Origin of the sequence: Actinoplanes sp. CA-051413 (assembly GCF_050955795.1) — a bacterium.
GTDB lineage: Bacteria > Actinomycetota > Actinomycetes > Mycobacteriales > Micromonosporaceae > Actinoplanes.
On sequence record NZ_CP192100.1, the window covers coordinates 5,160,710 to 5,173,507 of the forward strand.

Consider the following 12,798-nt stretch of genomic DNA (forward strand, 5'->3'; position numbering starts at 1 on the left):
GGTTGTGGGGACCATCTGCGGCGTCGTGAGGGAAACCGGTGGGAATCCGGTGCGGTCGCGCCACTGTGAACGGAGCCCTGCGGGGTTCCGTGAGTCAGGACGCTCACACGTACGCAGGCCTGTTGAACGGGACGCGTCATCCCGGTAGGAGGTCTACCCAGTCATGTCGAACAACACTCAGTCGGTACGCCCGCTGAACCCGCCCGCTGTCTCACCGCGGGTGCTCTGGACCGCCGTCGTCGCGGTCACCATGCTCCTGCTGCTGGCCTACCTGGTCGCCTTCGACCAGGGCGCGGTCTCGCAGAGCGGTATGTACCTGCACGAGCTGATGCACGACGGCCGTCACCTGCTCGGCGTGCCGTGTCACTGAGCTCGGCCCGCACCACCCCCAGCTACGGCGCCATCCTGCTGCGGGGCCTGCTGGCCGGCCTGATCGCGGGCCTGCTGGCGGGCGTGTTCGCGTACGCCACCGGGGAGAGCCGGATCGACGCGGCCATCGCCATTGAGGAAGCCGCGGCCCACGCGGAGACCCCCGGCGCGGCCGACGACGGTCACCACGACGAGGAGCTCGTCTCACGCACCGGCCAGAAGGGCGGCCTGTTCCTGGCCACGGCCCTGTACGGCGTGGCCATGGGCGGGTTGCTCGCGACGGCGTACACGTTGCTGCGCCGGCGGTTGCGCACTTCCAGCGACACCCGGGCGGCGTTCGGCCTGGCCGGGGCGGCCCTGCTCGGCATCGTGCTGGTGCCGTTCGTGAAGTATCCGGCCAATCCGCCCGCCGTCGGCGATCCCGCGACGATCAACCAGCGCACCATCGGCTGGCTGTCGATCGTGGTGATCGGCGTGGTCGCGGTCTGGGCCGGAGTGCTGGCGTCCCGCTCACTGCGCGCGAGCGCGCCGGAGTGGCTGCGGGCGGCGGCGGCGCTGGGCGGCTTCCTGGTGGTGGTGGCGATCGGGTACGTGCTGTTGCCCACGTTCGACGAGGTGCCCGACACGTTCCCGGCGAGCCTGCTGTGGACGTTCCGGCTGGCCTCGCTCGGCACCCAGGTGACGTTGTGGACGGCGCTGGGGCTGGCTTTCGCGGCGCTGCTGGACAGGCTGGCCAAGCGGGTGCCGGCCGAGCAGTCCGGGGCCGTGACCGTGTGAGCGGTGTGCGGTTGCTCGCCGCCGCCACCACCCCGGCCCTGCGCCGGGCGGTCTTCGCCGGCGACGACGACGATCTCGACGAGGGCGGCCTGCGGGCCGCCCTCGCCCTGTGCGACCCGGACGGCCCGGCCGACCTCGGCGGCCGCGGCGACGTGTGGGTGTGCGCGCCGTCGCAGGCGGCGCTGCAGACCGCGCGGGCGCTGGGCCACGACGACCCGGTGGTGGACAAGGCGCTGGCCGACCCGGCGTTCGGCACGTGGAGCGGGCTGGGCCTGGGCGACGTGGCCGGCCGTGACCCCGAGGGTCTGCAGGCGTGGCTGACGGATCCGGGCGCGGCCCCGCACGGCGGGGAGTCGCTGGCGGCGGTGCGGCAGCGGGCCGGCGCCTGGCTGGACACCCAGCGCGAGGAGCGCACGGTGGCGATCGCCCATCCGGTGGTGGTCCGGGCGGCGCTCACGCACGCGCTGGGGCTGCCGGACGCGGCGGTGTGGCAGCTGGACGTGGCGCCGTTGTCGCTGATCCGGCTGACTCATCGCACGAGCCGCTGGCACGTGTCTTTCCCGCCGGCCGGATAGCGGACCGGCGGTTCAGTTCAGGGCTTCGCGGGCCCAGCGGGTCACCTGTGACAGCACCGGGGCGCGGCCGGCGAAGACCTCCGCGGTGTCGCGGGAGTCGTAGGCGCCCCGGCCGCTGCCCTGCGCGGCGGCGAGCAGCATCCGCGGCGCCAGCCAGTAGTACTTGGCCGCGCCGGTCAGTTTGATCGCCCGGCTGATCGTCGCGTCGTCCAGGACGCCGCCCAGCCCGCGCCGGTAGCCGTCGGCGACCGTGGCCGTCACGTCGTCGATCAGGGTGATGTCGATCAGCCCGTCGAAGAACGCGTCCAGGGTCAGGTTGGCGACGTCCTCCCCGATCGCTCCCGGCCCGGTGAACGCCCAGTCCAGCAGGACCGGCCCGGCCGCACCGATGATCAGGTTCATCGGCCACAGGTCGTGGTGGCACAGCGTGCGCGGCACCGTGTCGGCCGCCGCGAGCAGCTGGGTGCGGCGGTGCCACAGTGTGCGCAGGTCCTGCCGCAGCCGCGGGGACCAGCCGGCGACCGCGGCCGGGTGCTCCCAGTCCGGCTCGCCCACCGGCTGGGCGCTGGTGTAGTCGCGCAGGAAGTCGCGGGCCAGCCAGGCGTCGGTGGGCGGGCGGCCGAGCCAGCGGGCCTGAGCGATCCCCATCCGGTTCGCGACGTCGCCGAGCTCCGCGCTGCCACAGGCAGGGCCGGGGACGCCCTCGACGTGCTCGAGCCACAGGGCGACGGAGCCGTCGGCGCGTTCCTCGGTGCCGAGCAGGGCGGGCGCGCTGATCCCCGCGTCGGCGAAGGCGGTGCGGGCCAGGCCGCTGCGGTACGCCAGCAGCTCACGCCGCCAGTAGTTCCAGTGCCCGGGCTCGTCGGAGGCCTGCAGGTGCGCCGCCGCGTCGGCCCGCCCGGGCGTGGAGAGCTTCAGCACCGCCGGGACGCCGTCGCGGCGGACGCGCCAGATGCCGCCGGTGGCGCCGTTGCCCGCGTTGTGGGTCAGCTCCTGGGCGGTGCCGGGCTCGGTGATCAGGTCGTCGGGAGGGGTGCGCACGACGGTGATCGTACCCGCTGGACAAATTTTTTTGTCGGTGGGAGAGTGGGCGCCATGGAAGACGTCGCAGTGATCGAGGACCCGGCCGCCGCCGAGGTCAGCCTGGACCCGATCCGCAGCCGGCTGCTGGCCGCGCTGGCCGTGCCCGGCTCGGCCACGATGCTCGCCGCCCAGGTCGGCCTGCCCCGGCAGAAGGTCAACTACCACCTGCGCACCCTGGAGCAGCACGGGCTGCTGGAGCTGGTCGAGGAACGCCGCAAGGGCAACGTCACCGAACGGGTGCTGCAGGCCACCGCCGCCTCGTACGTCATCTCCCCCACCGCGATGGCCGCCGTCGCCCCCGACACGTCCCGGGCGCCGGACCGGCTGTCGGCGCGCTGGCTGCTCGCCGTCGCGGCGCGGCTGGTCCGCGACGTCGGCGAGCTGATCACCGGCGCGGGCAAGGCCCGGCAGAAGGTCACCACGTTCGCCATCGACGGCGAGGTCCGCTTCGCCAGCGCCGCCGACCGGACCGCGTTCGCCGAGGAGCTGACCGTGGCCGTCACCGCCCTGGTGAGCCGCTTCCACGACGAGGACGCGCCGGGCGGGCGCAGCCACCGCCTCGTCGTCGCCGTGCACCCCACCGTGACCCGGGAGCAGTGATGGGCAAGGACTTCGAGGCCCACCTGGACGCCCAGGTGCCGGCCACCCCCGAGCAGGTGTGGGACACGGTGGCCACCGGGCCCGGGATCAGCTCCTGGTTCGTCGGACGCACCGAGATCGACGGCGAGACCGTACGCACCTCGTTCGGCGAGGGCTGGATGCCGGAGGGGCACGTCACCGCCGCGCAGCCGCCGCACCGGTTCGCGTACCGCAGTGACACCGGCGAGGACGGGCGCTTCGTCGCGTACGAGTATCTGATCGAGGGCCGCGCCGGCGCGTCCACCGTCCTGCGGACGGTGACCAGCGGCTTCCTGCCGGGCGACGACTGGGCCGACGAGTACGAGGCGATGCGGTACGGCACCGAGCTGTTCTTCCACACGCTGACGCAATGCCTGTACTGGTTCCCCGGCCGCTTCGCCATCCCGGTCGACGCCTTCGGGCCGCCGGTCAAGGACTGGCCGCGCACCTGGCAGCGCCTGCACCACGCGCTGGGACTCGACGACGCACCCCGCGTCGGCGACCCGGTGCGCAGCACGGTGATCCCGGACGGCGTCGTGTCGTTCACCAACCCGCACACCCTCGCGGTACGCGCACCCGACGCCATCTACCGCTTCCTGCGCGGCTTCCACGGCGCCTTGGTCGTGGCCCACGCGCTGTTCACCCCCGCGGAGCCGGGGATCTGGCCCGCCTTCCTCGAATCCCTCGAAAGCCCCGACCTCGACCGCCTCGACTGAAGGACGATCACCATGCCTACCGTCACCTCCGCCGACGGCACCACCATCGCGTACGAGACCACCGGCACCGGGCCGGCACTGATCCTCGTCGACGGCGCCATGTGCTACCGCGACCAGGGCCCCGCGCGTGGCCTGGCCGCGGCGCTCGCCGACACCCACACCGTGTACTTCTACGACCGTCGCGGCCGCGGCGACAGCGGCAACACGCTGCCCTGGTCACCGCAGCGGGAGATCGAGGACCTGGCCGCGGTGCTCGCGGCGGCCGGCGGTACGGCGTATCTGGTCGGCACCTCCTCCGGAGCGGTCCTGGCCGCCGACGCCGCCGACCGCCTGCCCGGCTTCAGCCGGCTCGCCCTCTACGAACCGCCGTTCATCGTCGACGACACCCACGCGCCGCGCCCGGACACGTTCCTGGCCGAGACCGAAGCGCTGATCGCGGCCGGCGACACCGGCGGCGCGGTCAAGAAGTTCCTGCGCTCGGTCGACATGCCCGGCTTCGCGGTCCAGATCCTGGCGCTGCTGCCACCGTTCCGCAAGATCAAGGCGGCGGCCCACACCCTGCCCTACGACCTGCGCATCCTCGGCGACACCGGACGCGGGAAGCCGCTGGATCCGGCCCGCTGGTCCGGCGTGACGGCCCCGGCGCTCGTGCTGGACGGCGGCGAAAGCCCGCAGTACATGCGCAACGCGGCCCGAGCGCTGAGCGAGGCGCTGCCGAAGGCGGAATACCGCACACTGCCGGGTCAGACCCACCTGGTGAAGCCCGCCGCGCTGGCCCCGGTGGTCAAGGAGTTCTTCTCCTAGAGCAGGTCAGCGGCGTTCTCGAACGCGGCAGCCGCTCGGATGGTCTCGTCGGCGGTCAACGGCACTTGCCGGGCGCGGCTGAGCATCTCGGCGGCGGTCGCGGGATCGTCCAGGACCAGTGCCACCTCGGCGCGGTAGACCAGGACTTCGACGTACGTGACGGGGTCGCCGTCGTCGGGGTGGGCCAGGGCGCTGTCGAGGATGCGGGCGGCCTGGCGCGGGTCTCCTTTGGAGTCGGCCAGCACGACCGCGTTCGCCAGAGCCTTCTCCAGTCGTCCCGCCGGCGCCTGGGACGGGGCCGGGGCGGCCGGGGTGTGCTGCACGATGCGGATCCAGTTGCCGCCGGGGTCGATGACGCTGAAGCCGGTCACCCCGTCGTAGTTCTTGCGCGGCCGGGGCCGGGTCATCCGCGGGGTGCCGGAGACCAGCACTTTGCCGTACGCGGCCCGCATTCCCGCCGCGAACGCCCGGTGCAGCCCGCTGATGTCGGGGGTCAGCACGAGGCAGGAGCTGTAGGACTGGGCCGGGTCGAAGCCCGCCATCTCGAAGAAGTGCAGGTAGAGGTCTTCGCGCTGCATGGCCGCGTACGGGTTGGGTTTGCGCTGGCGGTACGTGGATTGGAAGCCGAGCACCTCGTAGAAGGCGACGGTGTCGTCGATGGAGGCGCAGGGCAGCAGGGGGACGGTGACCTCGTTGCTCATGCGCTCTTCCTAGCTGTCGCCGTAGTGGTGGTGCACATGGAAATGTCCGAACGGTGCGCCGGTGTCACCGAACGCCCGATGACGGGTGCCGGATCGTGGGGGTGGTGCGGCGCGGTGGCGGGAAAGTGTCGGTGGGTGGCGTTAGGGTCGGTCCGCGATGGTGGATGACGACGCTTCCGTGACGAGTGACCCGACTTCGACCGGTCCGACTGCGACTGGTCCGGCCTTGGCGGGTCCGGTTTTGGTAAGTCCGACGACCGGTGCCGCAACAGCCCGGCGCTTCGGAGCCGGCTCCTCGGGAGGCCGAGCAGAGACTGCTGCGGCTGTGACGGCCGGTTTTGGGTCCGCCGAGCTGGCGCCCGGGGGTGCCGGTGGCGTCTACTCCGGCGATCCGGTGCCCGAGACCCGTCCGTGTGCCCACTGTGGGCGGCCGGTTCCGCAGCGGGCTGCTGCCGGTCGTCCGTTCCGCTACTGCCGGGACAACGACGGTGAGTGCCAGCGGGCCTCGCGCAACGTACGGATGCGGCACCGGTCCTCGCCCGGGCTAGCCGGTCAGGTGGCCCGCACCTGGGAGGCCGTCGACCGTCTCGATCAGCTCGTCGGCACGCTCAGCGAGGCCCTGCACGCCGAGATGTCGCCGGCCGGGGTGGAGCGGCAGGTGGCCGAGGTCCGGGCGGAGACGTCCCGGCAGGTCGCGGCCGCGCACACCGAACGCGACGACGCCCGCCGTGATGCTGATCGGGCTGCCGAGGCCGCCGGGGCGGCTGCGCAGGAGGCTGCCGTCGCGCGGGCCGAGCGCGATGACGCCCAGCAGGCCGCGCAGCATGCCCGGCGTCTGGCCGAGGCCGCTGCGCAGGATGCTCGGCTGGCCGTTGCGGGGCGCGACGAGGCCCAGGCTGCTGCCAGTGCTGCTGTCGCACTGCGGGAGCAGGCCGAGACGGAACGGGACCGGGCCCGCGCGGAGGCCACCGCTGTCCGGCGTGAGCTCGACGACGCACGCCGGGAAAGCGAAGCCAAGTCCCGCGAGCTCGACGACGCCCGCCGGGAGACCGATGCCAAGTCCCGCGAGGCCGATGCCAAGTCCCGCGAGGCCGAAGCCAAGTCCCGGGAACTGGACGAGGCCCGCCGGGAGACCGAAACGAGAGCGCGCGAGCTGGAGGCCGCACGGGCCGACGTGCAGACGCTGACCCGTGATCTGACCGCGGCGCGGGAGCAGAGTGCGGCAGCCAACGAGCAAGCTGAGGCTCTGGGCCGTGAGCGGGACGCCGCCCGGGCCGAGGTGCAGCAGGCAGTGCGCGATGTCACCGCCGCGCGGGCCGAGGCCGCCCGGGAGCGCGAGAACGCCGAGCGCGCCGCGCGCGAAGTCGAGGCGCTGCGGCGTACCGTAACTGAGGAGCGGGCAGCGCTCGCCGCGGCCCGCGGCGACGCGGATGCCGCGCACACCCGGGTGGCTCAGCTCTCGGCCCAGGTCAGTGACCTGGCCTCGGCGCTGGCGTCACTCGGCCCGGCCCGGGCCGTCCCGGCACAGACGCCGGCCGGCGGACCAGGCCACGGGTCAGGCGCCGGGTCCAGAAGCGGACCTGACGACAGGTCAGGCATCAGGCCCGGCAACGGATCGAGCACCGGACCCGCCAACGGGCCTGGTGATTCGACAAGCGGGCAGGGTGACCGGGGCAACGGGCAAGGAGGCGGACCGGGAAGCGGAACCGCTGAACCAGCCGTCCCGCAGGCACGGTGACCGACATCGCGCTATCCGTAGATCTCGCAAAGTCGCGTAAAGTGGACCAAGGTCCACTTCAGGACGGGGCTGAGTCGGCCGATAGGGGACCCGGGCGGTTACGCTCGAAGCGTTAACACCGTCGACATACGGCGGTCGCGGCAGGAATCTCGCGACCGCCCCTTTCGTTACACCAACGGAAGCAGCACCACGAGCGAGGGGAAAGCCGATCATGGGCGAACGCATGCTGCGTGGCAGCCGTCTAGGCGCAGTCAGCTACGAGTCCGACCGCAACACGGAGCTGGCGCCCCGGCAGACCCGCGAGTACCTGTGCGTGAAGGGTCACCAGTTCGAGGTGCCGTTCGCCGTCGACGCCGAGGTGCCGATCACCTGGGAGTGCAAGTTCGACGGCAGCGTCGCACGACTGGTCGACGGCAACGAGCCGGAGCAGAAGAAGGCGAAGCCGCCGCGTACGCACTGGGACATGCTGCTCGAGCGCCGGTCGATCTCGGAGCTGGAGGACATCCTCAACGAACGGCTTCAGGAGGTCCGCACCCGTCGGGGGCGCTGACCGCAGGTAGCAACGTCATCGCCGTCCCGCACTCCAGCGGGACGGCGATTTTGTCGTGTGCCCGCTGTTAGCGGACGATCTCGCCTTCGACGACCTCGCCCTGCACGATCTGGCCGGGCGCACCGAACGTCGCCGGGCCGGACGGGGAATCCGGGGCCGGCTCGTCTACGGGGGCGGACTGGCGCACCCGCACGTGGCGGGGGCCGAACAGGTCACCGGCGACCGACGCCGGCACCCGCCGCTCGGTGGCGCGTTCCACGCCGCGGCGGGCCAGGATCCGCCCGGGCGGCAGGACCAGCAGCAGACCGGCGACCGCGGAGATGAAGCCGGGCACGGCGAGCAGCAGCGCGCCGAGCAGACCGACCAGGGAGTTGCTCACCTGCGGGCCCGGCGGGCGGCCGGCCTCGGCGGCGGCCCGGAACCCGCGCCAGCCGCGGATGCCCTCGCGGCGCAGCAGCACCAGACCGGCCACGCTCGACGCGGCGATGATCAGCAGGGCCCAGAGCGCGCCGAGCGCGTGCACCACGGCCACGAACACGGATATCTCGGCCACCGCGAGCAGGAGCAGCCCCAGCGGGAGCAGAGCCAGACTTCGGCGCATCATCCCCAACCTTCCGGCGTCGCCTCGACGCCCACGGCAAGCATGACACGCCCCTGCCCGGTCACGGCCAGGTCGAACCCTGCCGCGGCTTGCGCCCGAGCTTGGCCAGGACGGCGTCCTTGCGGGCCGACACCCCCCACACCGTGACCCTGAGCAGCTGTTCCTTGAAGATGTTGCCGCTCATCTTGCTGACGCCGTGTTCGCGTTCGGTGAACGTGATCGGCACCTCAGCCATCCGGAAACCGTGCCGGTAGGTGCGCCAGGCCAGCTCCACCTGGAACGAGTAGCCGGTCGAGGCGACCGCCGCCACGTCGATCGCGTCGAGCACGGCCATCCGGTACGCCCGGTAGCCGCCGGTGGCGTCCTTGAACGGCATGCCCAGCGCCATCCGGATGTAGATGTTGCCGCCGCGCGACAGCAGCAGCCGGTGCAGCGGCCAGTTGTGCACGCTGCCGCCGGGGATGTAGCGGGTGCCGAGCACGGCGTCGGTGTCACGCAGCACGTCGAGCAGCTTGTGCAGCTCCTCGGGGGCGTGCGAGCCGTCGGCGTCCATCTCGACGACCGCGTCGTAGCCCTTGTTCTTCGCCCAGGCGAACCCGGCGACGTAGGCGGCGCCGAGGCCTTCCTTGCCCGCGCGGTGCAGCACGAAGATGTGGTCGTCGGCGGCGGAGATCTCGTCGGCGATGTCACCGGTGCCGTCGGGCGAGTTGTCGTCGGCGACGAGGATGTCGACGCTCGGCACGGCCTCGCGGACCCGCCGCGTGATCAGCCGGATGTTGTCCGCCTCGTTGTAGGTCGGGATGACCACGAGGACACGTCCGACCCCCGGGTATCCTTCCGCGCCCGAGACCGTCGGGTTCGCGTCGCTCACCGTTCCTCCGTCGTCGACTCTACGGCCGCCGCCCGGTCCTCGCGGCGGCGCCGCCGCAAGGGCGCTGCCGCCACGAGGACGAGCACGGCCAGGGCGACGGCCGCCAGCTCCGGCCAATGCCCCAAACGAGTCGCCAGCGTACGCGGTCCGTCCACCCGCATGTCACGCAGGACCACACCCGGCACGTTGAAGCCGGTGGACGAGTACACCTGACCAGCCGTGCCGACAAAAGCGGACACTCCCACCGTCGACACCATCAGCGCCTCCCGGCCGTGCTCGACGGCGCGCAGCTGCACCATGGCGAGCTGCTGGCGGGCCTCGGCCTCGTTGAAGGTGGCGTTGTTGGTCTGCACGGCCAGGATCTGCGCCCCGCCGGTGACGGTGTCCCGCACGATCGAGTCGTAGGCGACCTCGAAGCAGATCACGTCGCCGATGGTCGCCGCCGGGGTCCGGACGACACCCGGGGTGCTGCCGGCGACCATGTTCTTCACCAGGTCGACCTTGTCGCTGACCACCCGGGCGATCGGGCGCAGCGGCATGTACTCGGCGAACGGCACCGGGTGCCGCTTGATGTACACCTGGTCCAGGTCGGGGCCGGTGACCGGCTGCCACAGGATGCCGGCGTTGCGGATCTCACCCTCGACGTCTCCGCGCAGCACCGCCCCGAGCAGAATCGGCACGCCGATGGCGGTGGCCGCCCCGGCGATCTGCTGAGCCGCGTCGGGGTTGCGCAGCGGGTCGATGTCGCTGGCGTTCTCCGGCCAGATCACCAGCTCGGGCTGCCGCTGACGGCCGGCGCGGACATCCTCGGCGAGCTTCTCGGTCGCCCGGACGTGGTTGAGCAGCACCGCCGCACGCTGGGCGTTGAAGTCCAGCCCGAGCCGCGGCACGTTGCCCTGCACGATCGCGACCGTGCGGGTGGTCGCGGCGGGCTCGGCCACCGGCACCAGCGCCGGCCCGGCGATCATCACGGCGGCGACGGCGGCGAACCCGGCCGCCGGCAGCCAGGTGCGCGGCCGGCCCCAGCGGCGCCAGGCCAGCGCGACCAGGGCGCCACCGGCGACCCCGACCGCGAAGGTCACCAGCGGCGCACCGCCGAGCACGGCCAGACGCACCGACGGGGCGTCGCCCTGGCTGAACGCCAGCCGCCCCCACGGAAACCCGCCGAACGGCGCCCGGTCACGCAACGCCTCCTGCGCGACCCACAGCAGCCCGGCGGTCAGCGGCCACAGCGCGCGCAGCCGGTCGTGCAGCGGCGACAGCCACGCCCCGGCCAGCCCCAGCAGCGCCAGGTAGCCGGCCTGGGCGAACGACAGCAGCATCCACGGCAGCCAGCCCGCGGCCAGGTGCGTCCAGTCCAGCAACGGCACGAAGAACACCAGCCCGGCGATCATGCCGACCCCGGCGCCGCCCCGCAGCCGGCGCCGGTGCGTCGCCGCGGCCAGCACCGCCACGGCCACCGGCGCCAGCCACCACAGCCCGTACGGCGGGAACGACACCAGCAGTGCGGCCCCGGCGACCAGCGCGAGCAGCACGGACACCCACAGGCGCAGCGGCCGGGGCGCGACCGGTACGACCGGGTCCGGCGCCGGCGCGGGCGTTGGCTGAAGCGTCAATAAATCCACCCGCGGAAGGCTACCTGTCGGTGGTCACGAAACCGTCGCACACGCTACCCGCCCGGACCTGCCCGTCCGCCCGGGTCCGGACATACGTCGGGGCGCGGCCCGCAGGCCGCGCCCCGATTGCACCTTGAGATCCGTCCGGGCCCGGTGCGGCACGACGGCGCGTGACCTTCGGACCGGCGCGGCGCGGGCTGGCTGCCCCCGACGTGCCGTTGTCTACTGGCCACGTGTCGCCCTGACCGACACCGGAACAGCGCGGCCGGTCCGCGCCGCCCCGCCGACCCCCACCCCCTGGACCTGGCGTACGCGGGCATCCGGGGAACGGGTGCGGGCGTGGCCAGTGGGCGAAGGAACGAAGCGAACAACAGCCGCTTCCCGGAGTAGGACTTGAAGACGGTACGTCGCACCCCCGGCCGTCTGTCAACCGGTGTCCCCGTGTCCGGGCGTGTCGCATTTCCCGGGCGTGTCCCGGCCGTTCACCGGCAGGACTACAGCGCGTCAACAAGACCCGCGGCGGCCCCAGGGTGCTCGGCGGCCAGCAGCCCCGCCGCGGCCAGCACGTACCGGCTGTCGACGACCCGCCGAGCACCCGCCGGAGCCGCCCACCCCCCGGCTGTGTCGCCCAGCACCGCGTCCAGGACCGCGTCGCCGCCGCCGTGACGCAGCACCCCGCCGGAACCCACGACCAGCCGCACATCACGCAGATCCCGGCCCCCCGTCCGCGGCTGCCCCGGCCCCGCCGACGAGCCCCGCGCGTGACGCCGCAGGGCGATCATCGCCGCGGTCGCCGCCAGCTGCCGGTCCGTCACCGCGTCGTACGGCGGCCCACCGGCGATGTCCGGCACCGGCAGCTTCTCCGCCGCCGCGGCCGCGACCACCCCGCTCGCCCCGACCCCGACTCCCAGGTCCCCTTCGACCGTGCGGGACCGCCACAACGTCCCGGCCACGTCACGCCGCGGACCCGTCTCGGCCTCCGCGTCGGGCACCAGCGCCGAGTACACGTCGGTGGTGGCGCCACCGACGTCGACGACCAGCACCCCCGCGCCGCTGCGGTCGGCCAGCAGCTCCACGCCGGCCAGCACCGCGTCCGGGGTCGCCGCGCGCACCAGCGACGCGAACCGCGACCCCCGCGACAGCCGCTTGCCGCCGATCACGTGCCGCAGGAACACCTGCCGGATCGCCAGCCGCGCCGGGCCCGGATCCAGCACCCCGATACGTGGCAGCACGTTGCCCGTCACGGTCACCGGGACCCCGCGTCCGGTCAGCACCGCGGCGGCCTGCTCCCGCACGTCGGCGTTGCCGGCCAGCACCACCGGCACCCGCAGCCGCGACGTGCCCAGCCGGCCCGCGTTGTGCAGCAGCACCTCGCCGTCGCCGCCGTCGGTGCCACCGACCAGCAGGATCACATCCGGACGGGCCGCGCGCAGCGCCGCCACCGCCCGCCCGTCGAGCCGGCCCGCCGCCACGTGCACGACCTGCGCCCCCGCCGACAGGCCGACCCGGTGCCCGGCCTCGGCGGTGACCAGCGACTCGTACCCGATCACGGCCAGGCGCAGGCCGCCGCCGGCCGACGAGCACACGAACAGCTCGCCGTCGCCGCCCAGGGCGGCGACCGCGGCGTCGAGACCGGTCAGCACATCGGAGGCGGCCGTCGTGGGCACCTCCGCACGCCGGACCAGCCGGCCGTCGTCGAGATCGACCAGACAGGCTTTCGTGTACGTGGACCCGACGTCGACACAGACCGCGAAGGTCATCGCCGCGACGATCGCGCGG

At 73.3% G+C, this 12,798-nt stretch carries 14 protein-coding genes and 1 riboswitch; of the genes, 8 read left to right on the forward strand and 6 right to left on the reverse strand.

Features of this window, described 5'->3' with window-relative positions; translation table 11 throughout:
* The first annotated feature begins 30 nt into the window (after positions 1-30).
* Positions 31-103, forward strand: a riboswitch (cobalamin riboswitch).
* Positions 104-163: 60 nt separating this feature from the next.
* Genes ACQP2Y_RS24385 through ACQP2Y_RS24395 form a run of 3 tightly spaced genes read left to right on the forward strand, consistent with a single transcriptional unit; the run spans position 164 to position 1,721 of the window.
* Positions 164-370, forward strand: coding sequence for a CbtB domain-containing protein (locus ACQP2Y_RS24385; RefSeq protein ID WP_433717188.1), 207 nt, complete (start codon positions 164-166; stop codon positions 368-370).
* Positions 361-1,146, forward strand: coding sequence for a CbtA family protein (locus ACQP2Y_RS24390; protein WP_433717190.1), 786 nt, complete (start codon positions 361-363; stop codon positions 1,144-1,146). The genes ACQP2Y_RS24385 and ACQP2Y_RS24390 overlap by 10 nt, the downstream gene beginning before the upstream one ends.
* On the forward strand, positions 1,143-1,721 hold the full coding sequence (locus ACQP2Y_RS24395) for a histidine phosphatase family protein (protein WP_433717192.1): 579 nt from the start codon (positions 1,143-1,145) through the stop codon (positions 1,719-1,721). Before ACQP2Y_RS24390 ends, ACQP2Y_RS24395 begins: the two co-directional genes overlap by 4 nt.
* Positions 1,722-1,733: 12 nt before the next feature.
* On the opposite strand, the gene ACQP2Y_RS24400 is transcribed toward ACQP2Y_RS24395, so the two are convergent.
* Complete coding sequence (locus ACQP2Y_RS24400; RefSeq protein ID WP_433717194.1) at positions 1,734-2,762, reverse strand: phosphotransferase; 1,029 nt, start codon at positions 2,760-2,762, stop codon at positions 1,734-1,736.
* Positions 2,763-2,816: 54 nt separating this feature from the next.
* Between ACQP2Y_RS24400 and ACQP2Y_RS24405 the strand changes: the two genes are divergently transcribed.
* Genes ACQP2Y_RS24405 through ACQP2Y_RS24415 form a run of 3 tightly spaced genes read left to right on the forward strand, consistent with a single transcriptional unit; the run spans position 2,817 to position 4,942 of the window.
* The gene (locus tag ACQP2Y_RS24405) at positions 2,817-3,404 is read left to right on the forward strand and encodes a winged helix-turn-helix domain-containing protein (RefSeq protein ID WP_433717196.1); all 588 of its coding nucleotides are present in this window, start codon (positions 2,817-2,819) and stop codon (positions 3,402-3,404) included.
* Complete coding sequence (locus tag ACQP2Y_RS24410) at positions 3,404-4,138, forward strand: SRPBCC family protein (protein WP_433717198.1); 735 nt, start codon at positions 3,404-3,406, stop codon at positions 4,136-4,138. Before ACQP2Y_RS24405 ends, ACQP2Y_RS24410 begins: the two co-directional genes overlap by 1 nt.
* A gap of 12 nt (positions 4,139-4,150) precedes the next feature.
* On the forward strand, positions 4,151-4,942 hold the full coding sequence (locus ACQP2Y_RS24415; protein ID WP_433717200.1) for an alpha/beta fold hydrolase: 792 nt from the start codon (positions 4,151-4,153) through the stop codon (positions 4,940-4,942).
* Here ACQP2Y_RS24415 and ACQP2Y_RS24420 read toward each other — a convergent pair.
* Complete coding sequence (locus tag ACQP2Y_RS24420; protein ID WP_433717202.1) at positions 4,939-5,643, reverse strand: bleomycin resistance protein; 705 nt, start codon at positions 5,641-5,643, stop codon at positions 4,939-4,941. The two genes, ACQP2Y_RS24415 and ACQP2Y_RS24420, sit on opposite strands and share 4 nt — an antisense overlap.
* Positions 5,644-5,968: 325 nt before the next feature.
* On the opposite strand from ACQP2Y_RS24420, the gene ACQP2Y_RS24425 reads away from it, so the two are divergent.
* Positions 5,969-7,381, forward strand: a complete 1,413-nt coding sequence (locus tag ACQP2Y_RS24425) for a serine/threonine protein kinase (RefSeq protein WP_433717204.1) — start codon at positions 5,969-5,971, stop codon at positions 7,379-7,381.
* Positions 7,382-7,592: 211 nt separating this feature from the next.
* Positions 7,593-7,931, forward strand: coding sequence for an RNA polymerase-binding protein RbpA (locus ACQP2Y_RS24430; protein ID WP_015622005.1), 339 nt, complete (start codon positions 7,593-7,595; stop codon positions 7,929-7,931).
* Between the two features lie 67 nt (positions 7,932-7,998).
* Here the strand turns inward: ACQP2Y_RS24430 and ACQP2Y_RS24435 are convergent, their stop codons facing one another.
* The 4 genes from ACQP2Y_RS24435 to ACQP2Y_RS24450 all read right to left on the reverse strand — a co-directional run bounded on the left by ACQP2Y_RS24435 (position 7,999) and on the right by ACQP2Y_RS24450 (position 12,779).
* Positions 7,999-8,532 carry an FxsA family protein gene (locus ACQP2Y_RS24435; RefSeq protein ID WP_433717206.1) on the reverse strand — a complete coding sequence of 178 codons (534 nt, stop codon included), beginning with the start codon at positions 8,530-8,532 and terminating at the stop codon, positions 7,999-8,001.
* A gap of 61 nt (positions 8,533-8,593) precedes the next feature.
* The gene (locus tag ACQP2Y_RS24440) at positions 8,594-9,403 is read right to left on the reverse strand and encodes a polyprenol monophosphomannose synthase (protein WP_433717208.1); all 810 of its coding nucleotides are present in this window, start codon (positions 9,401-9,403) and stop codon (positions 8,594-8,596) included.
* Entirely contained in the window at positions 9,400-11,019 is a 1,620-nt protein-coding gene (lnt, locus tag ACQP2Y_RS24445; RefSeq protein ID WP_433732053.1) for an apolipoprotein N-acyltransferase, read from the reverse strand. The genes ACQP2Y_RS24440 and lnt overlap by 4 nt, the downstream gene beginning before the upstream one ends.
* Before the next feature lie 494 nt (positions 11,020-11,513).
* Positions 11,514-12,779, reverse strand: a complete 1,266-nt coding sequence (locus tag ACQP2Y_RS24450) for a glutamate mutase L (protein WP_433717210.1) — start codon at positions 12,777-12,779, stop codon at positions 11,514-11,516.
* Between the last annotated feature and the right edge of the window lie 19 nt (positions 12,780-12,798).

Coding starts and splice junctions, on each gene's coding strand:
- ACQP2Y_RS24385 (WP_433717188.1), top strand. CDS start 164: ATGTCGAACAACACTCAGTCGGTACGCCCGCTGAACCCGCCCGCTGTC.
- ACQP2Y_RS24405 (WP_433717196.1), top strand. CDS start 2,817: ATGGAAGACGTCGCAGTGATCGAGGACCCGGCCGCCGCCGAGGTCAGC.
- ACQP2Y_RS24410 (WP_433717198.1), top strand. CDS start 3,404: ATGGGCAAGGACTTCGAGGCCCACCTGGACGCCCAGGTGCCGGCCACC.
- ACQP2Y_RS24415 (WP_433717200.1), top strand. CDS start 4,151: ATGCCTACCGTCACCTCCGCCGACGGCACCACCATCGCGTACGAGACC.
- ACQP2Y_RS24420 (WP_433717202.1), bottom strand. CDS start 5,643: ATGAGCAACGAGGTCACCGTCCCCCTGCTGCCCTGCGCCTCCATCGAC.
- ACQP2Y_RS24430 (WP_015622005.1), top strand. CDS start 7,593: ATGGGCGAACGCATGCTGCGTGGCAGCCGTCTAGGCGCAGTCAGCTAC.
- ACQP2Y_RS24435 (WP_433717206.1), bottom strand. CDS start 8,532: ATGCGCCGAAGTCTGGCTCTGCTCCCGCTGGGGCTGCTCCTGCTCGCG.
- ACQP2Y_RS24450 (WP_433717210.1), bottom strand. CDS start 12,779: ATGACCTTCGCGGTCTGTGTCGACGTCGGGTCCACGTACACGAAAGCC.